Source organism: Humibacter antri (genome assembly GCF_054777235.1).
In genome coordinates, this window is record NZ_BAAHAW010000021.1 from 112,133 (window position 1) to 138,745 (window position 26,613).

The 26,613-nt window shown below is 67.4% G+C and carries 19 protein-coding genes and 1 tRNA gene; 7 read left to right on the forward strand and 13 right to left on the reverse strand.

Translation table 11 applies throughout. The features are described 5' to 3' along the window. Positions 1 to 39 precede the first annotated feature (39 nt). From ACYVDK_RS09685 to ACYVDK_RS09710, 6 genes are all read right to left on the reverse strand, one after another. Complete coding sequence (locus ACYVDK_RS09685; protein ID WP_460521110.1) at positions 40 to 5,313, reverse strand: Ig-like domain-containing protein; 5,274 nt, start codon at positions 5,311 to 5,313, stop codon at positions 40 to 42. A gap of 130 nt (positions 5,314 to 5,443) precedes the next feature. Next, a complete protein-coding gene (locus ACYVDK_RS09690; RefSeq protein WP_460521112.1) occupies positions 5,444 to 6,142 on the reverse strand; it encodes a hypothetical protein in 699 nt (232 codons plus the stop codon). Beyond that, positions 6,139 to 7,866 carry a serine/threonine-protein kinase gene (locus ACYVDK_RS09695; RefSeq protein ID WP_460521114.1) on the reverse strand — a complete coding sequence of 576 codons (1,728 nt, stop codon included), beginning with the start codon at positions 7,864 to 7,866 and terminating at the stop codon, positions 6,139 to 6,141. Before ACYVDK_RS09695 ends, ACYVDK_RS09690 begins: the two co-directional genes overlap by 4 nt. After that, on the reverse strand, positions 7,863 to 9,350 hold the full coding sequence (locus tag ACYVDK_RS09700; RefSeq protein WP_460521116.1) for an FHA domain-containing protein: 1,488 nt from the start codon (positions 9,348 to 9,350) through the stop codon (positions 7,863 to 7,865). The genes ACYVDK_RS09695 and ACYVDK_RS09700 overlap by 4 nt, the downstream gene beginning before the upstream one ends. 61 nt (positions 9,351 to 9,411) lie before the next feature. Next, positions 9,412 to 10,227 carry a PP2C family protein-serine/threonine phosphatase gene (locus ACYVDK_RS09705; RefSeq protein WP_460521118.1) on the reverse strand — a complete coding sequence of 272 codons (816 nt, stop codon included), beginning with the start codon at positions 10,225 to 10,227 and terminating at the stop codon, positions 9,412 to 9,414. Beyond that, positions 10,193 to 11,287 carry a TerC family protein gene (locus ACYVDK_RS09710; RefSeq protein WP_460521120.1) on the reverse strand — a complete coding sequence of 365 codons (1,095 nt, stop codon included), beginning with the start codon at positions 11,285 to 11,287 and terminating at the stop codon, positions 10,193 to 10,195. The genes ACYVDK_RS09705 and ACYVDK_RS09710 overlap by 35 nt, the downstream gene beginning before the upstream one ends. A gap of 231 nt (positions 11,288 to 11,518) precedes the next feature. Here ACYVDK_RS09710 and ACYVDK_RS09715 point away from each other — a divergent pair, with 231 nt between their 5' ends. After that, positions 11,519 to 12,952 (forward strand): lipase maturation factor family protein, encoded by a 1,434-nt coding sequence (locus ACYVDK_RS09715; RefSeq protein WP_460521122.1) that lies wholly within the window; start codon positions 11,519 to 11,521, stop codon positions 12,950 to 12,952. Between the two features lie 73 nt (positions 12,953 to 13,025). On the opposite strand, the gene ACYVDK_RS09720 is transcribed toward ACYVDK_RS09715, so the two are convergent. The 3 genes from ACYVDK_RS09720 to ACYVDK_RS09730 form a co-directional block, all read right to left on the reverse strand. Beyond that, on the reverse strand, positions 13,026 to 14,225 hold the full coding sequence (locus ACYVDK_RS09720) for an AI-2E family transporter (protein ID WP_460521124.1): 1,200 nt from the start codon (positions 14,223 to 14,225) through the stop codon (positions 13,026 to 13,028). 110 nt (positions 14,226 to 14,335) lie between these two features. Next, a tRNA-Glu gene (locus ACYVDK_RS09725) sits at positions 14,336 to 14,408 on the reverse strand. A 112-nt stretch (positions 14,409 to 14,520) separates the two neighbouring features. Continuing rightward, complete coding sequence (locus ACYVDK_RS09730) at positions 14,521 to 15,459, reverse strand: YegS/Rv2252/BmrU family lipid kinase (RefSeq protein ID WP_460521126.1); 939 nt, start codon at positions 15,457 to 15,459, stop codon at positions 14,521 to 14,523. A gap of 116 nt (positions 15,460 to 15,575) precedes the next feature. Here ACYVDK_RS09730 and ACYVDK_RS09735 point away from each other — a divergent pair, with 116 nt between their 5' ends. Beyond that, complete coding sequence (locus ACYVDK_RS09735; RefSeq protein WP_460521128.1) at positions 15,576 to 16,214, forward strand: MBL fold metallo-hydrolase; 639 nt, start codon at positions 15,576 to 15,578, stop codon at positions 16,212 to 16,214. Here the strand turns inward: ACYVDK_RS09735 and ACYVDK_RS09740 are convergent. After that, positions 16,202 to 16,828: a DUF998 domain-containing protein gene (locus tag ACYVDK_RS09740; RefSeq protein ID WP_460521130.1), complete on the reverse strand. Its 627-nt coding sequence runs from the start codon at positions 16,826 to 16,828 to the stop codon at positions 16,202 to 16,204. The two genes, ACYVDK_RS09735 and ACYVDK_RS09740, sit on opposite strands and share 13 nt — an antisense overlap. A 275-nt stretch (positions 16,829 to 17,103) precedes the next feature. On the opposite strand from ACYVDK_RS09740, the gene ACYVDK_RS09745 reads away from it, so the two are divergent. Together ACYVDK_RS09745 and ACYVDK_RS09750 are read left to right on the forward strand one after the other, a co-directional pair. Then, positions 17,104 to 17,871 carry a Rossmann-fold NAD(P)-binding domain-containing protein gene (locus tag ACYVDK_RS09745; protein WP_460521132.1) on the forward strand — a complete coding sequence of 256 codons (768 nt, stop codon included), beginning with the start codon at positions 17,104 to 17,106 and terminating at the stop codon, positions 17,869 to 17,871. Positions 17,872 to 17,873: 2 nt separating this feature from the next. After that, positions 17,874 to 19,742 (forward strand): glycoside hydrolase family 15 protein, encoded by a 1,869-nt coding sequence (locus ACYVDK_RS09750; protein ID WP_460521428.1) that lies wholly within the window; start codon positions 17,874 to 17,876, stop codon positions 19,740 to 19,742. Between the two features lie 34 nt (positions 19,743 to 19,776). Here the strand turns inward: ACYVDK_RS09750 and ACYVDK_RS09755 are convergent, their stop codons facing one another. After that, positions 19,777 to 20,412 (reverse strand): histidine phosphatase family protein, encoded by a 636-nt coding sequence (locus ACYVDK_RS09755; RefSeq protein ID WP_460521134.1) that lies wholly within the window; start codon positions 20,410 to 20,412, stop codon positions 19,777 to 19,779. Between the two features lie 367 nt (positions 20,413 to 20,779). Between ACYVDK_RS09755 and ACYVDK_RS09760 the strand changes: the two genes are divergently transcribed. Continuing rightward, positions 20,780 to 22,432 (forward strand): thiamine pyrophosphate-binding protein, encoded by a 1,653-nt coding sequence (locus ACYVDK_RS09760; RefSeq protein ID WP_460521136.1) that lies wholly within the window; start codon positions 20,780 to 20,782, stop codon positions 22,430 to 22,432. A 29-nt stretch (positions 22,433 to 22,461) separates the two neighbouring features. On the opposite strand, the gene map is transcribed toward ACYVDK_RS09760, so the two are convergent. Beyond that, complete coding sequence (map, locus tag ACYVDK_RS09765; RefSeq protein WP_460521138.1) at positions 22,462 to 23,229, reverse strand: type I methionyl aminopeptidase; 768 nt, start codon at positions 23,227 to 23,229, stop codon at positions 22,462 to 22,464. Positions 23,230 to 23,291: 62 nt separating this feature from the next. On the opposite strand from map, the gene ACYVDK_RS09770 reads away from it, so the two are divergent. Both ACYVDK_RS09770 and ACYVDK_RS09775 read left to right on the forward strand, forming a co-directional pair. After that, the gene (locus ACYVDK_RS09770; protein ID WP_460521140.1) at positions 23,292 to 23,579 is read left to right on the forward strand and encodes a helix-turn-helix domain-containing protein; all 288 of its coding nucleotides are present in this window, start codon (positions 23,292 to 23,294) and stop codon (positions 23,577 to 23,579) included. Between the two features lie 7 nt (positions 23,580 to 23,586). Next, the gene (locus ACYVDK_RS09775) at positions 23,587 to 24,252 is read left to right on the forward strand and encodes an NUDIX hydrolase (protein ID WP_460521142.1); all 666 of its coding nucleotides are present in this window, start codon (positions 23,587 to 23,589) and stop codon (positions 24,250 to 24,252) included. Between the two features lie 6 nt (positions 24,253 to 24,258). Here the strand turns inward: ACYVDK_RS09775 and ACYVDK_RS09780 are convergent, their stop codons facing one another. Then, positions 24,259 to 26,217 carry a potassium transporter Kup gene (locus ACYVDK_RS09780; RefSeq protein WP_460521144.1) on the reverse strand — a complete coding sequence of 653 codons (1,959 nt, stop codon included), beginning with the start codon at positions 26,215 to 26,217 and terminating at the stop codon, positions 24,259 to 24,261. Between the last annotated feature and the right edge of the window lie 396 nt (positions 26,218 to 26,613).

The window sequence follows — 26,613 nt, forward strand, 5'->3', positions numbered from 1 at the left end:
CTCGTGATCTGAGGTCGGTCGGGGATTCGTCGGCGCGGCCTAGAAGGGCACAGTGGGACTCTGCACCCCGCCGATGATGATGTAGCCGCTTTCAAACGTGCCGCAGTTCGGTTTGTGGCTTGTGTAGTACGAGCTCGTGTCGATGTTGCCGTTGCCATCCGCGGTCACGACAGGGCTGGAGAGCTGGGAGCCTCCGCAGTACGTCTGCACGGTGTACTGCTGCCCAGGGCTGAAGTGCTGCCCCTTGATCAAGAAGTAGTGACACGTGCCGCCACCGACCTGACAGCCGACCGCATGCGCGTTGTCCGGCCCCGTCTGAGCGGCCGGTTGCGGCGGTGGCGTCGGGTTGATCGTTCCGTACCCGGTGGCCGATCCCCCGGTGCCGCCACCGCCGTCATTGACGGCGTAGACGGTGAACGAGTAGTTGTTCGCGCCGACCGAGCCGGTCGTGACAGAAGTACCTCTGGTGGTGCCAGAGCCCCCGCCGCTGAACGACCAGTGGTACGTCACGCTCCCGCCACCGGTGTTGGACACTGCCGGCCAGTTCACCGAGAACGAGTTCGGCGCCGTGCCGTTCGCACGCATCGTCACACTCGACACCGCGTCCGGCTGCCCGTACGGTGTGACGGCCTGCGACCACCCCGACGGGGCACTCCACCCGTCGGCATTGTGCGCCTTGACCTGGAACGTGTACGTGGTTCCGTTGGTCAGCTTCGGGATCGTGTTGGAGCCCACCTGTGCCGACCAGCTGCCGCTGTGATTGTCGGTGATCTGGTACTGGTCGATGGGCAGCCCGTTGTCCGTGGGCGCCTTGATCGACATGGTCGCCTGACCACTGCTGGCGGTGACGCCGGAGGGCGGAGACGGCTGCGCCGGTACGTCGTGGATCGTCGCGTTGAGCTGCCCGATCGTGGCGGCGGTCCGCGCCGGATCGTTCGTCGCGTCCTCGACCGTGTATTGCACGTTCACCGTGCCGATACCTGCCCCGCTGCCTGCGCTGACCGTGATCGAACTGGACGTGTACGTCACCGTCGCGCCGCTGGGTCCGCTCACCTGCTTCGCACTCGTGATCGTCAGCGAATGCCCCGGGAACGGGTTCACCCAGTACTGGTCACCTGTCGCACCGGAGAGCGTCTTGCTCTCCCCACGCTTCATGTCCACCGTCTGCGGTGCGTTCTTCTGCTGAGCGAGCGGTCGTGTCGAACTGACGACCCGTACGTTGACGGACCCGTCGATCGAGACAGTCGGCGAGTTCACCTTGAAGTGAATGGTCGATGTGGCGCCCGGCTGCGTCCCGAACGGCGCAGAGACCGACAGCGTCGACCCGCTGGGGCTGGCGACGATGCCGCCGGACGCGCCGGAGAAGTCGGTGTAGGTGAGCTTGCTCAGGATCGCCGGGTTCGGGTGGAAGCTCGAGGCTCGCAGGTCGACGACCGTGGCGCTCTCGCCGGCCTGGATGGTGACATTCGGCGGGGTGAACGTCGGCGGGACATCCGACTGGTCCGGGTTGCCGACCGTGATCGGCAACACCAGCGAGGTGACCCGGTCGCGCGATGCACCGGGCTCGCGGCCATCGTTCACCTCGAACGTGACCGCTGCCGGTCCGCGGTAGTCCTTCTGCGCGGTGAACGTAAGCGTCTGGTCATCCACGTAGCCCGTCACGGACGAATGCGTGACCGTCACGCCGCCCTTGCCGGTGATCTTCGCGGGACGTCCGGAGGGTACGTCGATGATGTCCGAGAGCTTCCACGTCTTCGTGCCGTTCATCGACACGATCTGCTGCGGCACCTTCACCTTCGGCGGCGCGGTGCCGTCCGAAGCCGGAGGCACGACGATGAATGCCTCGCCTGCCAGCCCTGTCGCCGGGTCCGTCAGCGTGTAAGCCACAGCTATCCGCGAGTGCTGCGGCTTGACCACCACCTGGCCGTTCGAGCCCACCGTCGCGTACTTCGCGTTCGGCCCGGTCACCCCGACCTTCAGCTTGTTCACGAGGTTCGACGGGTTGACCGCTCCTTCGTAGACATCCACCTTCACCGAGCTCTTGCCCGCCACCTGGTCGGCTTGCACGTTCTGGTCGATCGCGGTCGGGTACACCGGCTTCGCGTCCTTCGTCACGATGACCTGCACGTAGGCGCTGTCCTGACCGCCCTGCCCGTTCGTGATGGTGTAGCGGGCGACGTAGACGCCCTCCTTCTCGGGCGCCTGCACCAGAACGATCTGCCCGTGCACGGATGCCTTCAACGCCGGATCGACGTCGGTCAGCTTCTTCTCCACCGAGATGGTGTAGCCGTTCGGGTCGGAATCATTGGCGAGAACCGGCACAGCCGCGGTGCGTCCCGGCTTGACCTGCACCGTGTCGTTCACCGCGACCGGCGGCTGCAGACTGGACGGTCGCGGGATCACGCCGACCCGCACGGTTCCCGTTGCGCTCTTGCCGTACGTGTCCGTCACCTTGTAGGTGAACGTGTCGGTACCACCCGATCCCGGGTACGCCTCGTAGATGAACGAGTTCGAGGTCGAGCTCACGATACGGCCGAGGCTCGGCTGACTGACGATCCCGTCCAGCGTCACCGAGTCGCCGTCCGGATCGATGCCGTCCAGCGGGACCGTCACCGGGATGCTCGAGCCGGCGAAGGCGCGCACCGTGAGCGGGGCCGGGTTCGGCGGCTGGTCCTTGCCGTTCTTCGCCGTGACGATGAACGTCACGGTTGCCACGGCCGTCTGCTGCCATTTGTCGGTGATCGAGTACGAGACCGAATACTGGCCAGGCGTGTTCGGCGCCTGGTAGCGCACCGTCTTGCCGCTGACGAACGCCGTGGCCCCCGGCCCCTCGTTCGAGGTGTCCTTCAACTTCGGATCCAGGTTGAACGGCTCGTTGTCAGGCGAGTAGTCGTTCTTCAGCACACTCACCGTGGCGATGTCCCCTGCACGCACGGTCGCAGAGTCGTCCACTGCCACCGGCGGTTGATGCACCACCAGCGGCGGAATCGGCACCACCGTGATCGTCGACGCCGCCTCCCTGACACCGTCCGAGACCACGTAGTTCAACTGCACCTGGCTCGGCAGCACGGCCGGGGAGGTGATCTTCACCACCTGGTTGTCGAGCACCTGCACGTTGAGGTCGGCAGCGGCATCCGTCTTCGTCACCGTTCGCAGCGCGAGCACACGCCCCGACGGCGACGAGTCGTTGGCCAGTGGATCCACCGTCGCGGTCTCCCCTGGTCGCACGTATGCGACGTCCGCGACGGGGATCGGCCCGGCATCGTTCCCGTTGTCGAGCACGTTGACGCGGATCAGGCCCGTGGTCGTCTTCGCACCCGCGGCGAGCGTGTACTCCAGGTAGTACTCCCCCGGCGTCGACGACGTCACCGTCACCGTCTGCTTCTGCGGATCCGTCACGATCGAGGGCTCTGCAGGCCCACTGCTGAAGTTCGCTCCCACCAGGCTCAACTCGTCGCCCGACGGCGACAGGTCGTTGTCGAGCGGGTTCACCACGATCGGTGCCCCCGCGAACCCGGAGGCGAAGTCGGGGGTGGCGATCGGGTCGAGCGTGCCCTGCGGCTTCACCGTCACGTAGAGCGAGCCGGTCGCACTCGCCCGTCCGTCGGTGACGGTGTACCGCACCTCCTTCACGCCGGTCTGGCCGTTCTTGCTGGTGAAGGTGATCTTGCCGTCCGGCTGGAACTGCACCTGGTCATCCGTCGTGGACTGGGCGCCCGACAACGAGATGTCATCGCCGTCCGGATCGATCCAGTCGTTCAACACGTCGTACGAGATCGACTGACCCACCTCGACCTGCGCGTCGCTCTCCCTCTTCGACACCGGAGCGGCGTTCACGTTCGGCGGATGCACCGTGGCGTTCACCTGCGCACTGGCGGTTCCGCCTCGGCCGTCGTCGATGGTGTACCGGAACGACACACTCCCTGTGACGTTCGGCGGCACGGTCAGCTGCACGGCGCGGCCGCCCTCGACGATGTCCAGGTGTCCCTCCGCAGCCGGCACCGGTGTCACCTGGGTGACGGTGAGCACGTCGCCGTCCTGGTCGGTGTCGTTGTCCAGCACCGGCAGCACAGTCGAGCGACCGGCTCTGACCCCGAAGTTGTCGTCCACGGCCACCGGCGGATGGTTGATCTTCGTGCGGTGCGCGAGCGTGTCCTGGAACGACTGCAGCACCGGCTTCTCCTGGCCTGTGTCGCCGTTCACCTGCGAGTCGTTCGGCTTCAGCGTCGCCCAGTTCTGCACCAGCACCATGTGGGTGGAGACCACCCACGCGTCGCCGTTGCGCAGGTTGTTCAGGGCGATCACGTTGTGGTTCACCCGGAACTCGAGATCGTCGCCGCTGACCTGCTGCGCGATATCGACACCGACGGATGCCCTGCCATCGCAGGCATACAGGTACCGGGACGCGCCCGCCCAGGCGCCGTACGAGCATCCGTTCAGCCAGACCGGCGCAGACACCTGGTCCGCCCTCGTCACGGCGTGCTGGATGCCCGCCCCTACGATGTCGACATGGCCTCCGGCCAGCGGCACCTTCATGAGCGCGCTGCCGGAGGCGACGAGCGCGTACGAGTTCGCCTCACCGGGCTGCTGCAGCTGCAGCCCCTCCGACGGCAGATTCACGGTCGTGCCGGTGCCGACGAGCAGTCGGTTCACCTTCGTGTCGAGCACCACCGGCTGGTCCCCGACTGCGGACAGCTGGAACGAGCTGGAGACGGCGAGGCTCGAGCGCTGCGCCTGCGCGCCCGGATGGTCGAAGCGCACGAGCAGGTGCTTGCTCGGCGAGACGCTGTACGCGACGCCGCCCTTGGTCACCACCGTCTGACTGCCCGAACCGAGCTTCGCGGTCGGCGTCGTCTTCGACGGGTCGAAGGCCAGCCGCGACGAGGCATCCAGAACCCACACCTTGCCGTCGGGTGAGGTGATCGCGATCGTGCTCGCCCCGTACGACACCTGCGATCCCGGCGGAATGCTCACCCGATCGACCAGCGACACGAACGCCGGATCGATCCGCTCCAGCGTGCCGCTCTTGGAATCGGCGAGAAAGTACGCCGAGCCGTCCTGCAGCACGTTCAGATCGCTGGACGCACCCGACACCGCGGCATCCAGCTGGTCGATCTGGTGGTTGAGACGACCACCCATCAGCTTCTGACCGTTCGTCACCCACACGTCGCGAGCATCGAGATTGACGTTGTCGGTAGGGAAACCCTTGTGCAGTACGGCGAACGTGACAGGGATGGAGGCGACCAGAGCAATCACGACGGCAGAAGCGATGGCCTTATGGGAGCGGATCCACGCGGCGAAAGGCCTGAGCACGATGCTGCGTTCTCCCTGATTCCGTCCTTGCCATCACGAGGAAGCGGCGCCCGCCTCTCAGCCCGAATCTGCTCCCCCGAGCCCGTTCAAGCTAGCACGCGCCCGTTCGCGGGACGAAACGGAGGGTGCGCTAGTCGGATGCCTCGTCGCGGTCCAGGAGCGGGAGATCCTCGACTCCGACCAGGTGCGTCGCGACCGCGTATTCGACCAGTCGGGTGCGTCTGCTGGTGGCGAGCTTGCCCGCTCCGCCGCGCAGCCCCGCCACGCCCAGCTTGTCGAGCTTGTCGCACACGTTGTCGAGCTTGCGGTTGAACGTGGTGAGCGACCACCCGAGTCGCCCTGCGGCGTCCGCGGACGTGGGCACTGTCGCTCTCCCCGGCAGCTGCTGCCTCAGCACACCCTCGGCGAGCGCGACGATCAACTGGCGCTGGGTGGTGGTGAGCGTGACGGGCAGGATCGTGGTCGATCCTCCGGACTCCTGCAGCACCCGCGAAGTCGTGTAGAGGTCGTCCGCATTCTGGATCGAGAAGTCGTACGTCGTGGGCCCGGCGCTGAACATCACGTGCATGGTCTCGAACACGATGGGAAGTCGTGCCCCGGGTGCCAGCCACGCCTGCACTCCGCCGGTGCCGTCCGTGACGGTGGCCGTGAGCAGGGTTCCCACATTCGCCAGCCACCACATTCCGTGCTCGTCGAACACGCGAAGGAACCGCCGGTGCAGGTACGGATTGTCGTCGAGGGTGAGGTCGGACTCACGGCCGATCGTGAAGTCGCCTGGGCTGTCGACCCGGTACTCCTCACCGCAGAATTCGATGGTCACGGACTTCACGACGAGCACGCCTTCAACGCGTTGGGTGACGTACGTCCGTCGCGCACGATGACCACGACGATGCACACGCCCGCTCCCGGGGTGAGACCCGTGACGGTGGCCTGGGGCTTGTCCGTGCTGGTAGGCCCGTGAGTCGTGCCCTCCTGCAGCCATTGGTACAGGTCCTGTGGCTTCGGCTTCGGGTTCTTCCAGGTGAACGTGACGCTCGTGCCGTCGGCGCTGCGTACGGCCGAGCCGAGCATCGGGTCGGGCACGGACGAGACGTCGATCTGCCCGTCGCCGCTGCCCGGGGCATCCGTGCGTGTCGAGGCGGGCGAACCGTGCGGGACGAGCAATGCGGCGGCCGTGATGCCACCGGCCACCACCAGCACGCAGGCTGCCGCGATTCCCGTGATCAGGGCGGCGCGACGGGGTCTGGCAGGGGCCGTCTGCTGCTCATCGGGCCCAGGCGATCCCGGGGGTGTCTCCGGCACCGGTGCGCTGCTCTGCTCGCCCTTCGCTGAGACGGGCATCGCACGCCGGATGACGGTGCGTTCGCCGGGACGGATGATCGTGGCCTCGTTCACGACCGGCGCCTGCGCCCGCACCGACGCGACATCACGCAGTCGCGTGGAGTCGACACTCGGCGCGGCTGAGACGCCAGCGGGCGACGGCGGCGGAGGCTGCGGTCCACGTGCCGGCGGCGCGCCACGCGGGGTCGGCGGCTGCGCCACAACCGTGGCGACCTGTCGAACCCTGGTCTCATCCGCCGGGTCGGCGGTGCCGGAGTCCGGACGGGACACTGCCGCGGCCAGGTTCGGCACCTCGATTCCCGTCGGCGAGTATCCGAGCTCGAGCTCCACGCGCTGCAGCGCCCTCGCGAAGTCGACGGCGGACGCGAAGCGGTCCTCGCGACGCGATGCCATGCCTTTGGCGAGCACCGCGATCAGCGTGCGCGGAGCATCCGGCCGGTTCAACGGTGTGATCGCGCCACGTTCGATGCGGCCGATCAGATCCAGTGTGCCGTTGGACCTGCCGGGGACTTCGAACGGGGTGTGCCCGGCCAGCAGGGTGTAGATCGTCGCGGCCAGCGAGAACACATCGCTGCGCACGTCGGGCTTCGGGTCGTCCTCGAACATCTCGGGCGGCGACCAGGGCACCGAGAGCCCGACGGACTGCCGCGAGGTGGTGTCGTTCCCGCCGGAGGCGGGCAGCCGGGACAGCGTCGTCGTGGTGTGGATGGGCAGCTCGTCCTCGAGCGTCGAGGAGATGCCGAAATCGGTGAGTGCCGGCCACCCGAAGTCGTTCGTCAGCACGTTCGCGGGCTTGATATCGCGGTGCAGGATGCCTGCGGCGTGTGCGGTTGCGACAGCGCCTGCCACGCGCACCCCGATTCGCAGTGCATCTTCGACGTCGAAGCGCTCACGCTTGTACCGCTCGCCCAGCGAGGGTCCCGAGCAGTACTCCATGACGAAGTACGGGCGGTCGTCTTGCGACACGTCGGCGTGGAAGATCGTGACGATGTACGGATGCGCCGACAGCTGCGCCATCACGTTCGCCTCGTCGACGAAATGCGCACGCGACTGCTGGTCGAGTTGGTCGGTGAGCAGGACCTTCACAGCGACCTTGCGCCGCGGAAGCTTCTGCTCGTAGAGGAACACGTCGGAGAAGCCGCCCGAACCGAGCAGCCTCTGGAGGCTGTAGCCGGGCAGCTCGGGCGCCTCGGATGCGACGCGCCTGCTCATGTCTGCATGAGGGCCAGCGTGACGCCGCTGCCGAGGTCGATCACGGTGCCCGCGATCACCGACGTGGGTTCACCTGCACGCAACTTCTGCGGCGGCTTGCCGGGAAGCGCGATGAGGGTTCCGTTCCGGGAGTGCAGGTCGGTCACCACCACCGTTCCGCCTTCGACCGTGAGCTGAACGTGATTGCGCGAGATGTCGTGCTCTGCGCTGTCGACGGTGACGAGGCGCGGCACCCGGCCGCCGCCCATCTTGCTCACACTGGGAGCCCGGCCGACCACGACCATGCCGTCGATGGGTTCCGTTCGGCCGTCGGGCAGTCGAAGAGTGAATCCGTCGTCGTCGACGGCGCCCGGGCGCACGACGTCGGACTCATGCGACGCATCCGCTGCCCCCGGAATCGGCACGGATGCCGCTGCACTGCGCATCGCCTTGAGGTCACCGCTCAGCACCGTGAGACCGTCGTGGTCGCCGAGTCTCGCCTCCGCCGGTGCGGCTGCCGCAGTGGTGGCTGGGGCTGCGGGAGGGAGCGGCGGGATCGCCGCGGATGCCGGCTCCGGCGAGGCATCGACGTCTTCCGTCTCTGGCCGGGCGGCGGCATCCTCCACCGTGCGCATCATGGTGGCGCCGAAGAGATGGTCGTACGCGGTGGTCTCGTGCGTCCCATCGTGGGCGGATGCTTCCGAGGGGACGGGCTGCTGCGCCATTGGCTGCTGCACCGCGGGCTCCTGCGCCGCGGAGCCGGACTCGGCCGCCGCCTCGCCGGCTACGGTGACCTCGAGGTCGGCGATCGTCCGGTCCAGGTCGTCCATCCGGGCCGCGGGCTCGGAGAGTATCGGCCCGCGTGCCGCCGGCGCAGAAGGCACCGGCGCAGAAGGCACCGGCGCAGAGGTCACCGGCTCGGGGGTGGCCTCCGACGGCGTCGGAATCGCGTCGATCTGCGTGGCATTGCCCGACTTCTCGGGCTGCTGCCTCTCGGGCCACTGCTTCTCGGAAGGCTGCGACGCCGCTCCGTGGGACTCAGCGGCGCTGCCGAACGACACCGCGCTCACCCATGCCGATCCCTCCATGAGCGGCAAGGGTGGCCCGCCGGCCGGCTGTGCCGGAATGCACTCGACACGGAACCCGCGCACGCCGTTCACCACACGCTCCACCCACGTGGAAACGCCGTTCGCCGTGATGTCCTCGCCGCCGGTCGCGGTCTCCACGACCACTCCCGCGCCGCCACGCACGATGAAACGGCAGTTGCACGCATCGCCGGCCCCTTCCCACTCGGCGAGCACGAAGCCCGGCACCGAGATGAGGCCGTTGCGGGCCAGCTCGTCGAGCACGTGACGGATGCCGTCGTCGCCGCCGAGCGCCGTCCACAGTCGCACCGCGAACGCGGCATCCGGTTCGGGATGATGCACCACGGCCAGTCGTCCCGGCATCACGGCGGCGAGCCAGCCGCCGGGGGCTGTTGGTTCGACTGTGATCACGGTGGTCATCCTTCGATCTTCGCGGTCGTGGGAATTGATGTCGTTCTGCACGGTGGCCGGCGGCCGGCGGTCAGACGCGCGGGCGGGTGTCCTCGAGGTACTGGCGCTGCTCGGGTCGGTCAACGGTATCCTGCTCAGCCGCTGCCGGGGTCGGCCACGAAGAGACGATCAGCGCTGTCACGTTGTCGCGTCCGCCTGCGGCGATCGCGGCGTCCGTCAGCACGTCCGCGAGGTGCTGGTCGTGCGGGTTCTCGCGCAGGATCGCGGCGATCTCGTCGTCGGCGAGTTCCTTGCTGAGGCCGTCTGAGCAGATCAGGAACGTCTGCTCCCCCCCGGCGGGCAGCATCCAGACGTCGACATCGACGTCGTCCGAGGCGCCGAGGGCGCGCGTGATGACGTTGCGTTCAGGGTGCCCGCCCGCCTCGGCTGCGCTGATCAGCCCCGCGTCGAGCAGCTCCTGCACCGCGGAGTGGTCCACGCTCAGCTGCGTGAGGCGGGCGCCGTCCCAGCTGTACACGCGGGAATCGCCGATGTTGACGATCATCCAGTAGCGGACGCCGTTGTCGCTGCCGTTCACCGCGACGACGCCGGCGAGCGTGGTGCCGGCGACGGACACACCCGAGGCATCGGCCGTCGAGAGTGCGCGCACGGCCTCGTTGGCTGCGGCGATGGCGTCGAGCACGTCGTTCGGCGTCACGAAAGCCCCGTCGCGGATCCGCTCACCCATCACCCGCACGGCCGAACTGCTCGCGAGGTCTCCCCGCGCATGTCCGCCCATGCCGTCGGCCACGATGAACAACGGGTCGCGCGCCAGAACGGCGTCTTCGTTGACCGCGCGCACCGCGCCGGCGTCAGTGCGGGCGCTCACCGCCAGCGTCAGCTTCACCGAACGCGTTCTCCTGCCTTGTACCGTGCTCGCGCGCGAGACTCTCGTTCCGCTCATCCGGAACGCGCGCGTCCAGAGGGCTCGCGGACCGACGGTCTACCCACATCGTGATCAGACTTGCCATGGTAGCCACAAGCATGGCGAGTGCGATGAATCCGAGCGACGCCCAGGTGCCGATCTCCGGCGCCCATTCGACCGGATGCCCGCCGTTGATGAACGGCACCTGGTTCTCGTGCAGAGCGTGGAAGACGAGCTTGACGCCGATGAAGACGAGGATCGCGGCGATGCCGTACTTGAGATAGACGAGACGCTTCACCAGATGCCCGAGCAGGAAGTAGAGCTGCCGCAGACCCATCAGCGCGAAGACGTTCGCCGCGAACACCAGGAACGGGCTCGTGGTGATGCCGAAGATCGCGGGGATGGAGTCGAGGGCGAACAACAGGTCGGTCGTGCCCAGCGCGAGGAATACCAGGATCATCGGTGTGAACATCCGCTTGCCATCGACCGTGATCCGCAGCTTCGCGCCGTTGAACTCGTCGTGCACCCGCAGGTGCCCGCGCGCGAAACGCACGAAGCCGGAGTCCTTTCCGCCGCCTTCCTCCGGATGCCCGAACGCCTGCGTGTAGGCGGTGTAGAGCAGGAATGCACCGAAGAGGTAGAAGATCCAGCTGAAGTTGTCGATGAGGCCGGCGCCGACCACGATGAACACGGCACGCAGCACGAGCGCGATGAGGATGCCCACCATCAGCGCTTCCTGCTGGTAGCGCACCGGAACGGCGAACCTGGCCATGATCACGATGAACACGAACAGGTTGTCGATGCTCAGGCTGTACTCGGTGAGCCAGCCGGCCAGGAACTGCCCTGCGTGCTCCGGGTCGCCCATCCAGAACAGAAGCAGAGCGAACAGCACAGCCAGTGCCGAGTAGAAGCCGATCCAGACGGCCGCTTCCGCAGGCTTCGGAACGTGCGGACGCTTGAGCGCCAGCAGTAGGTCGGCCGCGAGGATGAGGCAGAGCACCACGATCGACGTGATCTCGAACCAGAGCGGTAGCTCGGTCATACGGAGACTTTCGAGAGGACTCGTCACGACGCGGGTACCCGGTCGCGACGAGAGTCTCTCCCGCGCTTCACGCGCTGCACGCCCGGAGCCGTCGCGCCGCATTTCGCTGACGCTGGGTGCTCGTGATGACGACCGTGCTCACGACCGACGATGCGGCCGCTGGGATACTCCCCCTCGCAGGGACCAGTCTACCGGACGCGGCCGGACGGATGGCCCTAACGTGGACACTGTATGGGCTGGTTCGACGCGACGGAGTATGAACTGGCGCGGCAGGTGCTCGAGCGGGGCATAGCCGCGGTGTACCTCGTCGCCTTCTTGTCGACTCGCGCCCAGTTCCCGGCGCTGCTGGGAGAGCACGGTCTGCAGCCGGCTCCCACGTTCATCCGCCGCATGGGCGACCGGCTTCCACCCACACTGTTCAGGTGGCGGTACTCCGACCGGCTCCTGAAGTGGGTGACCTGCGTCGGGGCGCTGATCGCGGCATCCCTCGTCGCGGGACTTGCGCAACTGGCCCCGTCGTGGGCGCCGATGGTCGCGTTCCTGCTCATCTGGCTCGGTTACCTCTCCATCGTCGACGTCGGCCAGACGTTCTACTCGTTCGGCTGGGAGAGCCTCCTGCTCGAGGCGGGCTTCGCCGCCGCGTTCCTGGGAGCAAACGACCAGGCTCCGCCTTGGGTGATGATCGTGTTCTTCCGCTGGCTCGTGTTCCGGCTAGAGTTCGGCGCCGGCATGATCAAGATCCGCGGCGACCGTTCGTGGCGCGACCTGACCGCGCTGTACTACCACCACGAGACGCAGCCGATGCCAGGGCCCCTCAGTTGGTTCTTCCACCATCTGCCGCGCTGGGCGCACCGGGTCGAGGTCCTCGGCAACCACATCGCACAGCTGATCGTGCCGTTCTTCCTGTTCGCGCCGCAGCCTGTGGCGAGCGTCGCGGCGGGAGTGGTGATCCTCACCCAGCTCTGGCTCGTCGCATCGGGCAACTTCGCCTGGCTGAACGTGTTGACGATCATCTTGGCGTTCGCCGCGATCTCCGACCCCGTCTCTCACTTCGTGATCACGGCGATGCCCGCCCACACCGATCATCTGGTGACGCCGACCTGGTTCTTCGTCGTGATCTGCGTGGTCGGCATTCTGCTGCTCTGGCTGAGCTGGTGGCCGCTGAAGAACCTGTTCGCTCGGCACCAGCTGATGAATGCCAGTTTCAACCGGTGGCACCTCGTGAACGCGTACGGCGCATTCGGCTCGGTGACGAAGAAGCGGTACGAGGTGATCGTGGAGGCGACCGACTCGACGGATGCCTCCACCGCCGTCTGGCGCGAGTACGAATTCAAGGGAAAACCGGGCGATCCGCACCATTGGCCCCGTCAGTTCGCGCCCTACCACCTCAGGCTCGACTGGCTGATGTGGTTTCTCGCGCTCGGCTCGCGAGGTGAGAGCTGGTTCCACCCGCTGCTGCACAGACTGCTCGAGGCGGATCCCGCAACAGTGCGCATGCTCCGCACCGCCCCGCTCGGCACTGAGCGTCCCGCGATGGTGCGAGCGTCGCTGTACCTCTACCGGTTCTCCAGCTGGAAGGAGCTGCGCCGCGACCACGTCTGGTGGGTGCGCGAGCGCGTGGCGGAACTCGTGCCGCCGGTGACGTCGACCGGTCCGCGGCGCTGAGCTCGACGCGGTCGCGGCACGGGAGCTCTATCGCGATCCGTGCGCGTTCGGCCGGCTGGAGCGTGGTGGTCGCTCATCGCCGGCTGGAGCGTGGTGGTCGCTCATCGCCGGCTGCATCGTCGGGCGGCTCGGTGACCTCGCCGGCGTGGTGCGGTGCCGTCTCGCTGTCACCGTGCTCGTCGGCCGGCGCAGGGCGATCGTGCGAGTGCAGCATCGCCGTGATCATCGCGTTCGCCACGGCGAGGAACGGCACGGCGAACAAGGCACCGGGCACACCGGCGAGACCCGTGCCGGCCGCCACTCCGACCACGACGGCGAGCGGATGCACCTTCACCGCACCGCCGACCAGCAGCGGCTGCATCACGTGAGCCTCCAGCAGGTGCACACCGAGCACGCCGGCCAGCATGATGATCGCCTGGACCGGTCCCCCGAACACCAGCGCGATGGCTACGGCGACGATACCGGAGACGATGGCGCCGATCACCGGGATGAAGGATGCCAGCAGCACGATCACCGCGATCGGCACCGCGAGCGGCAGCCCGAGGAAGAACGCCACGAGGCCGATGCCGACGGCGTTGACGACGGCGACCAGAATCTGCACACGCACGAAGTTGGTCAGCGTGTGCCAGCCCGCGTCGCCTGCCGCGGTCAGCCCGGGCTTCGCCGCCTTCGGGAAGATCCGGACGATCCAGTTCCAGATGCCGCGACCGTCGATGAGCATGAAGATCGTCGCGAACACCGCGATCAGCGTCCCGGTGAGCAAGTGTCCGGTCGCCGTCCCCACCTTGAGCGCCCCGCCGAGGATCGTCGCCGAGTCCTTCTGGAGGAACGCCGCCGCCTGCGAGAAATAGCCGGCCAGCTGGTGGTCGCTGATGCTGAACGGGGGCTGTCTGAGAGCATCCCGCACCCTGTCGTAGGCGGCCACAGACTCCCGCTCGAGCTGGGGAAGCCCGGCGCGAACCTGCCAGACGATGAGCAGCACGAGTCCGGCGACGATCGCCGCCAGCCCCACCAGGCACACCACGATCGCGAGCCACTTCGGCCATCGGTGCCTGCGCAGCGCGCCGACGGACGGGGCGACCAGTGCACACACCAGCAGTGCCACCATCAGTGGCACCACGATGTCCTGGAAGACGATGACGAGATAGACGACGACGCCGGCGAGAGCGACGATGACCAGCAGCCGCCACGCCCACTCGGATGCCACCCGCATTCCACGCGGCAGGCTCGCGCTCACGCGACGAGGCCGGCCCTCATCCTGCACCTCGTACATCCGCCACTCCCCTCCGCTGCGCCGCGACCGGCGGTCGCAGGCGGACGATTCGGCCGCGCAGACACGAAACCCGGTTCCCTTGCATGAAGAGAACCGGGCTTCGCGGTGTGTGACCCCAGCGGGATTTGAACCCGCGTTACCGCCGTGAGAGGGCGACGTCCTAGGCCGCTAAACGATGGGGCCGTTCGTGCCGGAAAGGCAACTCATCGAGTATGCCATACGCCTCGGATGCCTGCCAAACCGCCCATCACCGGCCTGCTGACGCGCTTCGACGCGCGGCGCAGCGCGGCGCCACTCATGCGTAGAGCCGCAATGCTCCCGGCACCACCGAGACCTCCACCGGCAGCGGCCCCACCCGCTCTCCATCGGCGTAGGCGACGATCCCCTCCGCCTCGATCATCACCGTTCGGGCTCTGGTGATGTGCACCTCGGGAAGCGTCGTGTGCGCGCCGCGGAACACGCGAGGGAACAGGCGCAACAAGCGGTGCCTCGGCATGCGGTCGACGACGAACACGTCCAGCATTCCGTCGTCCACCTCCGCGTCGGGAACGATCCGCATGCCGCCTCCGATCGAGCGACCGTTGGCCACCGATACGAGCATCGCCTCCTGCACGGTCGCCGCGCCGTCCACCTCGATGCGGTACCTCGCCGGCCGGAACGACAGAAGCTCCCGAACCATCGCGATCGTGTAGCGATGGGCACCCCGTGGTCGCGTCATGCGGTTGGCACGCTCGTTGACGACCGCGTCGAAACCGGCGGAGAGCACGCACGCGAACCAGGTGGTCAGCGCGCCGTGGCGAACGCGGCCGAGGTCGATTCGACGAGGTTCGCCCGCGAGGGCGTTCAGCAGGGCGTCGATGGAGGCCTCGGTGTCGTCAACCGGCAGGCCGAGCGTTCTGGCCATGTCGTTGCCCGTTCCGCTGGCAACGATCCCGAATCCCACATCGGTGTCCGCCACGATGTTCACGCCGAGGCTCACCATTCCGTCACCGCCCACCACGATCAGCGCGTCGACGCCGCCGTCCTCGACGGCACGCGTCGTCTCCCGCCGAAGCAACTCGTAGTTCGGCTGCGCAAGCGCGATCACCTCGTGTCCGGATGCCCGCAGCGCGGCTACCACGGCAGGCCCGGCTGCGCGGCGCCTGCCGAACGACGCCTGGGGATTGATGGCGACGGCGATGCGCGAAACGCGCTGAAACGCATGCTGGGCGTGCGCGCCCTCCTGCGTGTTCATAGCCCGATTATGGCCGGGCCGGGCCCGAGGCTCGACTCTCGACTCGAGCCTCGGCCCTCGGCTCGACACGTCGGCCCGCCTCTGCAGGGCAAGACTCGCAGCGCGAGAATGAGTGCATGAAACTCACGAAGCTCGAGCATGCGGCACTCATCCTCGAAGACGACGGGGCCAAGCTGTTCGTGGATCCCGGCTCGTTCACCACCCCGATCACCGATGCGATGGGCGCCGTGGCGGTCGTGATCACGCACGAGCACGCCGACCACTGGACGCCTGAGCAGCTCAAGCGCATCCTCGAGCAGAGCCCCGGCGCCGTCATCCTCGGACCGGAGGGCCTCGCGAAGGCCGCTTCGGACTTCTCCGTGCGCGTCGTGCACGCGGGCGACACGGTCGAGCTGGAGCCGTTCACACTGCGGTTCTTCGGTGGTGAGCACGCGGTCATCCATTCCTCCATCCCGGTCGTCGACAACGTCGGCGTCATCGTGAACGAGCAACTCGTCTACCCTGGCGACTCGTTCGCGGCTCCCGACCTCACCGAGATCGACGTGCTCGCCGTACCGTCTTCGGCGCCGTGGCTGAAGGCATCCGAGTTCATCGACTATGTGCTCGATCTCAAGCCGAAGCACTCGTTCTCCACCCACGAGATGGTCAGCTCAGTGGTCGGCAAGCGGATGGCGGATGCCCGCATCCAGTGGGCGACGGAACAGGGCGGCGGACGCTACCTCAGCCTGCAACCCGGCGATTCCTACGAGATCTGAGGTGCGTTCGCCCGGGAGTTGACGGCGGAGACGGCCCACGCGATCCACACCAGCTGGCTGAGCAGGAACAGGCGTTCCACCATTCCCGACGCCTGCCAGGCCGCGGCACCGCCGAGCGCCAGCAGGAACACGATGCCCAGCGAGGCGACCACCAGCAGGCCCACCGCGGATCCCTGCGATGCCGCCTGCCGTCGGACGACCGCGAACGACATCACGAACGTCGCGATCGCCACCGCCACGAACCCGCCGAACGCCAGCACCAGGTGCACCAGGCCGCTCGGCACCCGAGGAAACCCTTCGACGTTCGCCGGAAAGAACGCCAGCAGAGCCGATGAGACCGCCCAGATGCCGAACAGCACCGCCGTCCAGGTACGTGCGATCCGACGCCTGAAGAGCACGATCAACGCGAGCGCCGACAGCACGCCGCGAACGACGAAGTTCACATCCATCAGCCAGGAGAACCTGCCGCGCCCGTAGTCGCTCTCGAAGTCGCTCACGATGCTGTAATCGGGGCGCAGGATGCCCAGCGCGACATCGATCAGCACGTAGACGACGATCAGGGCGATCGTGACGATGACCAGCACGCGGTCGCGCGAACCCTCTGCCCCGCTCATCCTGATGAATCCTCCCGACATCGTGATCATCACACCCGCGGCGCGCACGAACACGCCGGCAAGGGCTCGGATACCGCCATCTGTCTGAAGCCTCAGGGAGGCCTGACATCGCCTTCATGCCCCTGTCGGCGGCGGTTTTCGTCCCCATACCACTCATCCGCACCGTGCGCACAGGATTGCGGCGGGAGCCACGACGTGGTCGAGTCGAAGGGTTCCATCGCGAACACTGCGTTCCCCGCGAACGCCGACGAAGGGGATTGGACGGAAGCGATCTGATGCGACTGAAAGACAAGGCCGCCATTGTCACGGGCGGAAACAGCGGAATCGGTGAGGCGATCGTCAAGCGACTCGCTGCGGAGGGCGCGAGCGTCGTGATCGACTACGTGTCACGGCCGAATGACACGGCCGACCTGGTCGAAGACATCACGTCGGCCGGCGGCAAGGCGATCGGCGTTGAAGCGGATGTCTCGAAGCCGTCCGACATCCAGTCGCTGATCGATACCGCCGTTCGCGAGTTCGGCCGGCTCGACATCATGGTCAACAACGCGGGCATCGAGACGCGCCACAGCCTGATCGAGTCCGATGAAGACGCCTTCGACACGGTCATGGCCGTCGACCTGAAGAGCGCCTTCTTCGGCACACAGCTAGCGGCCAAGCAGTTCATCGCCCAGGGCGGCGGCGGCGTGGTCGTGAACGTCTCGTCGGTGCACGAGGACTGGCCGATGCCCGGCAACATCGCGTACTGCGTGGCCAAGGGAGGCATGCGGATGCTCACCCGCACCGCCGGCGTAGAGCTCGGCCCGCAGGGCGTGCGGGTGGTGAACGTGGCACCCGGTGCAGTGGCGACGCCGATCAATACCCAGACGCTGGACGACCCGGACCAGCGCAAGAAGCTGGAAGACGCGATCCCGCTGCGCAAGGTGGCCGACCCCTCCTACATCGGCGACGCCGTGCTCTTCGTCGCCTCGGACGCCGGCCGATACCTCACCGCCACGACGGTGTTCGTCGACGGCGGCATCATGCAGTCCAGCGTCGGTCTGTGACCATGGCCACCGCGAAGAACGGCACCGCGAAGAACGACGCCGCGAGCAACGAGCAGTCCGCCCCGATCGAGGACTACGCGATCATCGGCGACCTCCACACCGCCGCTCTGGTGTGCGTCGACGGATCGATCGACTGGCTGTGCCTGCCGCGTTTCGACTCCCCCTCCTGCTTCAGCAAGCTTCTGGGCACGAGTGACAACGGCTTCTGGCGTATCGCGCCGGACGGTGCCGCACGATCCACGCGGCGCCAATACCGGCAGGACACGCTCATTCTCGAAACGGAGTGGGACACCGACACCGGCACAGTGCGGGTGACCGACTTCATGCCCGTTCGCGACGACGTCGCCGATCTGGTGCGCGTCGTCGAAGGACTCAGCGGCACGGTTCGCATGCGGTCGGAACTCGCGCTCCGCTTCGACTACGGGCACACCGTGCCCTGGGTGACACGCAATGAGCGGGGCATCCGTGCCGTGGCGGGACCCGACGCCGTGGTCATCAGCACTCCCGCGCCGCTGAGAGGGCGCGACATGCGCACCGTGAGCGAGTTCACGGTCGACGAGGGCGAACGCATCCCGTTCGTGATGACCTGGTATCCGAGCCACACGCGCCCTCCGGTGCCGGTGGATGCGCTCAACGCGTTGGAGGCGACCGACGGTTATTGGGACACCTGGTCGCGTGCCAGCAAGGCTCACGGGCCGCACGCCGACGCCGTGCAGCGTTCGCTGATCACGCTCAAAGCGCTCACGTATGCGCCCACCGGCGGCATCGTCGCGGCGGCCACGACGTCGCTTCCCGAGCAGCTCGGCGGACCGCGCAACTGGGACTACCGCTACTGCTGGCTGCGTGACGCCACGCTCTCTCTGCAGTCCCTGCTCACCGCCGGCTACACGAGCGAGGCGAAGGCGTGGCGCGACTGGCTGTTGCGGGCTGTGGCGGGCGATCCGGCGAAGCTGCAGATCATGTACGGCCTGGACGGGCGACGCAGGCTGCCCGAGCAATCCCTCGACTGGCTAGGCGGCTACGCCGGTTCCCGCCCGGTACGTGTCGGGAACGCCGCCGCCGACCAACTGCAACTGGATGTCTGGGGCGAGGTGCTCGACGGCCTCGCGCTCACACGCGCCACCCTTCACACCGGCAACGACACATCGTGGAGCCTGCAATGCGCTCTCATCGAGCACGTGCAGAAGATCTGGCATGAGCCCGACAACGGCCTGTGGGAGATGCGCGGACCACGCAGGCACTTCACGCAGTCGAAGCTCATGGCGTGGGTCGCTGCGGACCGCATGGTGCGCGCCTGCGAGAGGTTCAAGCTCAAGGGGCCCGTCGAGAAGTGGAAGCGGTTTCGTGCCGAGGTGCGGGCGGACATCCTGAAGAACGGGTACGACGCCGACAAGAACACCTTCGTGCAGTCCTACGGCAGTACGGAACTGGATGCCTCGCTGCTGCAGATTCCCCGGGTGGGCTTTCTGCCGGGCGACGACCCCCGCGTGATCGGAACCATCGAGGCGATCCAGCGCGAGCTCACCGAAGACGGGTTCGTGCTGCGGTACCGGCCGCAGGCATCCGACGACGGTCTGCCGGGTGGCGAGGGCGTCTTTCTGGCGTGCTCGTTCTGGCTCGTCGACGCGCTGATCGGCGCGGGTCGCAGGGAAGAGGCGACCGAACTCTTCGAACGCCTTCTGACCCTCCGCAATGACGTCGGACTTTTGAGCGAGGAATGGGATACGATGAACAACCGGCAGCTCGGCAACACCCCTCAGGCGTTCAGCCACTTCGCGCTCGTGCGCAGCGGATTCCATCTGCTGGCCGACGAAACGCCCACCAGCGACAGCCCGATGTCCATTCCGTCGAACGGCAGGCGGAACCGCTGATCATGAGATGGTTTCGACGCGCGGCCGGCTGACGTCAGCTGAAGTCGGTTCGCGGGTCCGGCGGACAGTTCCAGCGCAGGATCGCCTGCTGCTCGTGCTCGTACCCGAGCTCGCAGACGCTTCCCGTCTCGAGCCGGATGACAGCGCCCGCCGTCACCGGAAGGCGTGCCCAGGTCACGGCGAGCATCCGCAGAAAGTGCCCGTGCGAGACCAGCAGCACGTCGTCGCCGTTCAGCAGGCTCGGGGTGCACTTGTCGATCACGCTCTGCGCCCGAGTCTGAACGTGCTCGGCGGTCTCCCCCGGCGTCTGCCCGGGGATGACGCCATCGCGCCAGAGGTCCCACGGCGCACCGTCTCGAGAGGCGACGATCTGGGGAGTCGTGATGCCCTCGTATCCGCCGTAGTCCCACTCGACGAGGTCGTCGTCGACCGTGGGATGCGCGTAGCCGGCGAGCGCCGACGTGCGCCGCGATCGTGCCCGCGGACTGCACAGCACGAGTGCGAAGTGATGCCCCCGGAGCATCGACCCCTGATCGCGCGCCTGCTGCTCGCCGCGCTCGGTGAGCGTGAGATCGGTGACGCTGGTGTGCTTGCCGACACGGCTCCACGGCGTCTCGCCGTGCCGGATCAGCACCAGCCGTCCGTTGCGATCGGTCTCGCCGTCAGACATGCGTCCTCCCGATGCTCGCGGTCTGTTCCCACCTTGTCAGATCCGGACGGCAGCGACCACGACCTCGAACGCCGGGCCGAACTCCGTCGCGCTACACCTATCGGCATCCGCTACACGAAAAAGCTGTCGCGAATGCCGATCGGTGTAGCGCCAGCGAAGCCCACAGCCCGCTAGCGACCTCTACGATTCGCTAGCGAAGTCCACCGGGCGCCGCAGGCCTCGGCTATCCTCGTTCTCGTCCGGTCCGCCGCCTGGCGCTTGCTCCCAGGCGCACGTGGAGCCGGTGCTCGAAAAAGGGGCACTTGAGCCGCGCACGTCGGCGAGACACATACGGAATCGCATCCGTCTCGTCTCGAAAGGCTTTGTCATGCCCTCCGTCTCCGCCCACGTCGCCATCACCCTTGCCGAACATCTGGACAACGTCTTCGGCGTGATGGGCAACGGAAACGCCTACTTCCTCGACGCGCTCGCACGTCAGACCGATGCGCGCTACACCCCGGTGCGCCACGAGGCCGGGGCGGTCGTGGCAGCGGATGCCCACTTCCGCGCCTCTGGCCGCATCGCAGCCGGAACCGCGACGTACGGTGCCGGCTTCACGAACACCCTCACCGCGCTGGCGGAGGCGGTGCAGGCGCACGTGCCGCTCATCCTCGTCGTGGGCGATGAGCCGACGTCGGGCCCTCGGCCGTGGGATGTGGACCAGATCGCGCTGGCCTCAGCAGTGGGTGCCCGCACCTACACGGTGGGACGAGCGGACGCCGCCGCCACCACCGCGATCGCACTCGAGCACGCGCTCGCGTACAGCGTTCCCACCGTGCTGGCCATCCCGTACGACGTCGCCCAGCTCGATGCCGGCCCGGTTCCCCAGGCTCCCGAGCCGAGACTGCCGGCACCGCTCGCCCCGCGCGACGAGTTCGCGCGGGCGCAACTGCAACGTCTCGCCCGAGCGCTCGGGGACGCGGAGCGGCCGTTCCTTCTCGCCGGCCGGGGCGGCTGGTTGGCAGGAGCGGGCAACGCGTTGGGCGAGCTCGCGGCCGCCACGGGAGCGGTCACGGCTTCCACAGCGCTCGGACGAGGCGTGTTCCCTGACGCCCGCTACGACCTCGGCGTGACCGGCGGGTTCGGCGCGGACGGCGCGATGGAACTGGTGCGCGAGGCCGATGTCGCGGTGGTCTTCGGGGCGTCTCTCAACCAGTTCACGATGCGTTTCGGCCGGCTCTTCTCCCCCGCGACGCATGTGGTGCAGGTGGACACCGGTGCCGCAGCCACGCATCCGAATGTGGGCGGATTCATCCGTGGGGATGCTCGGATCGTCGCCTCCGAACTCGTCGACTCGCTGCACGAACGGGGCGCGTCACCAAGCGGTTGGCGCGAGACGATCGACCTGGACGCGCTCACCAGGCGCCCCGAAGGTGCCGGAATCGCCTCCGACGGCCGACTCGATCCCCGCTCGCTCGCCGTGCGGATCGGAGAGCTGCTGCCCGATGACCGGGTCGTCGTCTCCGACGGCGGGCACTTCATCGGCTGGGCGAACATGTACTGGCCGGTGGCCTCTCCTGATCGGATGATCATGGTCGGCACCGCCTTCCAGTCGATCGGACTCGGGATGTCGTCGGTCGCCGGCGCCGCGCTCGCGAAGCCGGACTCCACGGTCGTGCTCACCACGGGCGACGGCGGCGGGCTGATGGCGCTCGCCGATCTGGAGACCGCCGTGCGCGTGGCCGGCGGACGCGGCATGGCCGTGGTATGGAACGATGCCGCCTACGGTGCCGAAGTGAACCTGTACGGGCTGAAGGGTCTCGCACGCGAGCCGATGCTGATCCCGGAGGTGGACTTCGCGGGCCTTGGCGCCGCGGTCGGAGCCGAAGGCGTGGTCGTGCGCACCCTCGGCGACCTCGAACGCCTGCGCACGTGGGCGGCGACGCCGGCATCGGACCGGCCGTTCCTGCTTCTGGACTGCCGCATCACCCACCAGGTGATCTCGCCGTACCAGGAAGAGGTCATTCGGGTGAATTCGTAGGCCTGGTACAGACTCCAGGCCGCCGGTCCCTACGCCGCGGTCAGCACGACGGGCCCGTCCTCCGTGATCGCGATCGTGTGCTCACTGTGGGCGGTGCGCGCTCCGGTGGCGCTACGCAGGGTCCAGCCATCCGGATCGGTCACCAGCACGGCCGTGTCGGCCATCACCCAGGGTTCCAGGGCCAGCAGCAGCCCGGGTCGCAGTTTGTAGCCTCGGCCCGGCCGACCCGCGTTCGGGATGTGCGGATCCTGATGCATGGTCGTTCCGACGCCATGCCCACCGAACTCGGTGTTGATCGGATACCCGGCGTCGGAGAGCACTGCGCCGATCGCCCGCGAGATGTCGCCGATGCGCGATCCGAGCACGGCGGCCTCGATGCCGCGAGCGAGCGCGCTCTGCGTGGTCTCGATCATGCGGGCGTCCGCGTCGTCGACCGTGTCGCCCACGATGAAGCTGATCGCCGAGTCCGTCACGATGCCGTCCAGGGATGCCGCGAAGTCGAGCGAGAGCAGGTCACCGTCGCGTAGCGAATAGTCGTGCGGCAGCCCGTGCAGTACGGCGTCGTTCACCGAGGTGCAGATGACGTGGCGGAAGGGCCCTCGTCCGAACGACGGCGCATAGTCGACGTAACACGACACCGCACCCGCGTCGGCGATGAGCTGTGCGACCCACGCATCGATCTCGAGCAGATTCGTGCCCACCTTCGCGCGGTCGCGCATCTTTCGCAGAACGTCGCCGACGAAGGCGCCGGTCGAGCCGGCGCGACGCAGTTCGTCGGGTCCGAGAAGTTCGATCATGGGTTCCTCACAATGCACGAAACGCGGTACCGGTAATACTATACCGGTATTATCATCGGTTCATGGTCAGATTGCCGCTGTCACCGCTCGAGGTTCACCGGGGAGAACGTCTCGGCGCACTTCTGCGTCGAGCGCGGAGCAAGCGCTCGATGGTGGATGTCGCGCTCGCGGCCGGCATCTCGCCGGAGACGCTGCGCAAGATCGAGACCGGCCGCATCGCAACGCCGTCTTTCACCACGATCGCCGCGATCACCACGGCGCTCAGCCTCTCGCTCGACGACGTCTGGACGTCGATCAGCGATGACGACACCCGGCCGTCCGCCGAAGGCGACCGCCGGATCGCCTCGTAGCGCTCACATGCCCGACCCGCAACCGCTCGTCGCCGACGCTCGCACTCAGCTGACCCGCCTCGTCGACCGCATAGACCCGTCGGCCTTCCGCGAACTCCGCATCGGTGATCGCGGCGAGCGCCCCGCCGCAGTGCTGGTGCTCTTCAGCGAAGCGGAGGCGCGGGCATCCTCTCCTGCTGAGCTGTGCATCCTGCTGCAGCTGCGTGCAACCACGCTGAGGCAGCACGCCGGTCAGGTGTCGTTTCCTGGTGGCCGGGTCGAGTCCGGAGACGCGGATGCCGCCCAGACGGCTCTCCGGGAGGCGGCGGAAGAGACCGGGCTGGACCCGAGCGGGGTCGAGGTGCTCGCAACGCTTCCGCCGGTGCCGCTGGCCGTGAGCAATCACCTGGTGACGCCCGTGATCGGGTGGTGGGAGCGGCCGATCGTACTGAGCGCGATCGATCCGGCCGAGACGACGCTCGTGTGGCAGGTTGCGGTGTCCCAGCTCCTGGACCCGGAGAACCGCTTCACGTTCGTCATCGAGCGCAGCGAGTCGCGTTTCCGTGGCCCGGCGTTCGACATCGACGGCGTCGTCGTCTGGGGATTCACGGCCATCCTGCTCGATCGCCTCTTCGACGCCCTCGGCTGGACGCAGCCGTGGGATGCCACGCGAGAGCGCCGTATCGAACGCTGACGTGCGTCAGATCTCCACGTCGCTGCCCATGGTCACCGTGCGCAGCGCGGGCAGGCCGAAGCGTGCCGCCGGATTGGCGGCGTTGTGCGCCAGTGCGACGAACAGAGATCGCCGCCACGGGACCATGCTGTGCGTGCGGGTGGTGCGGATCGCGCCGCGAGAGATGAAGTACGACGCCTGCTGGAAATCCCCTGCCTTGAGCGGCAGTACACCGGCGCGGCACGCGGCACGCAGCGCTCTGGGCAGGTCGGGCTTGTCGGAGAAGCCGAAGCGGATGCTCAGATGCTCGATGCCGTCATCCGCGTACCCGAGGTCGTCATAGGCGAAGGCCTCCGACGTCGGCACGTGCGGCACCTGTGCGGTCGTGACCGAGACGATGATCACGTGCTCGTGCAGCACGTGATTGTGTTTCACGTTGGCGCGAAGCGCCAGCGGAGTCGTGTCTTTGTTCGGGTGCGGGAAGATCGCTATCCCCGGCACCCGAGGCAGATTCTTCTCCCGTACGTCCTCGATGAACCGTGCCAGCGAGCCCTCTTTGCGCCGCCGGTCCTGTTGTACGAGCTGGCGCCCTCTGCGCCAGGTCGTCATGACCAGGATGACCAGCGCCGCGATGAGCAGGGGCACCCAGCCGCCGTTGAGGATCTTCGACAGGTTGCCGGCGAGGAACGTCAGTTCCAGGCCGCCGAATGCGACGGCCGCGATCACGATCTTCCAAGGAGCCCAGTGCCACAGGGGTCGGGCGACCAGGAGCAGCAGCAGCGTGTCCACGACCAGAGCTCCGGTCACAGAGATGCCGTACGCGGTCGAGAGGCGGTCGGATGAACCGAATCCGAGTGTCACTGCGATGACGCCGATGAAGAGCAGAATGTTGACCGCGGGGAGGTAGATCTGGCCGCCTTCCTGTTTGGATGTCTGCCTAACGGTGAGCGGCGGCAGCACCCCCAGGTGCACGGCTTGACGCGAGAGCGAGAACGCGCCGGAGATGACGGCCTGGCTCGCGATGACGGTCGCCGCGGTGGCAAGGATCACCATCGGAAGCCGCCCCCATTCCGGGATCAGCAGAAAGAACGGATTGACCCGCGCTGCAGGATTGTGCAGGATCAGCGCCGCCTGGCCGAGGTAGTTGATCGTCAGTGCGGGGAAGACGAGGAAGAACCAGGCGCGGCGGATGGGCGAACGTCCGAAGTGGCCCATGTCGGCGTAGAGGGCCTCTGCACCCGTGATGGTCAGCACGACGGCGCCGAGCGCGATGAACGACACTGCCGGATGAGCGACCATGAACACCACGGCGTAGGTGGGCGACAGCCCGAGCAGAACGGACGGATACTGCACGACCATCGTCAGGCCGGCCACCGCCAAGGCAACGAACCAGAGCACCATCACCGGCCCGAAGAGCACTCCGACGCTGCCGGTTCCGAAGCGTTGAACCACGAAGAGCGCGACCAGGATGACCGCCGCGATCGGGATGACCAGATGGGTGATCGCCGGAACTGTGACGTGCAGGCCTTCAACGGCCGAAAGCACACTGATGGCCGGGGTAATGATCGAGTCGCCGTAGAAGAGCGCGACGCCCACGATGCCGATCACCAGGAGCGCTCCGGCGCGTGCGGCCTTGCTGGCATACAGGCGCTGCGCAAGCGCCGCCAGGGCCATGACACCGCCCTCGCCGTCGTTGTCCGCGCGCATCAGGATGGCGAGGTACTTGATCGACACGATGATCGTGATGCTCCAGAACATCAACGAGACGACACCGTATACGTCGTCCTGCTCAGGGCGCACCGCGCCGCCGTCGAGCAGGAACACGGTCTTCAAGGCGTACAAGGGGCTGGTGCCGATGTCGCCGAACACGACCCCCAGCGCAGCGAGGGCCGCCGCCGCTGTCGCGCCGTGTCCGCTACCTCTTGTGGGCGCCTTGGCGCCGTGATCGGCCGCCGGCCCGGCGACGGTCTTCCCTCTCGGATGCACCTGCGTCACGCTACGCCGGTTCCGCACCCATGCGCGTAACGGCGCTCGCACGAACACGGCGAGAACACAAAGGAAGCACTCAGCATCACCCTCGACCGCCATCTACTCGACGCATTCCGGTCGTGTTGATCGGGATTCGGCTGCGCACGTCCTGAATTTGCTCTTCGAGTCGGTCGTCGTCCCGTTGACATGTTCCGCCGCGGCGCGTAGCACGGAAAGTGCGGGTTCTTTCGGGGTGATCAGCCGCCGCGACCACGCGAATTCGCCGATCGGACCACCCCTGGTGGGTGCGACATCAGCGGGAGTTTCCGTAGGCGAGGAAGCCTGGCACTGGTTATCGGGGCGCAATTTGTCGGGGCGCAACGACGAACTCCGTGTTCGTGGATGTCGTCGGGC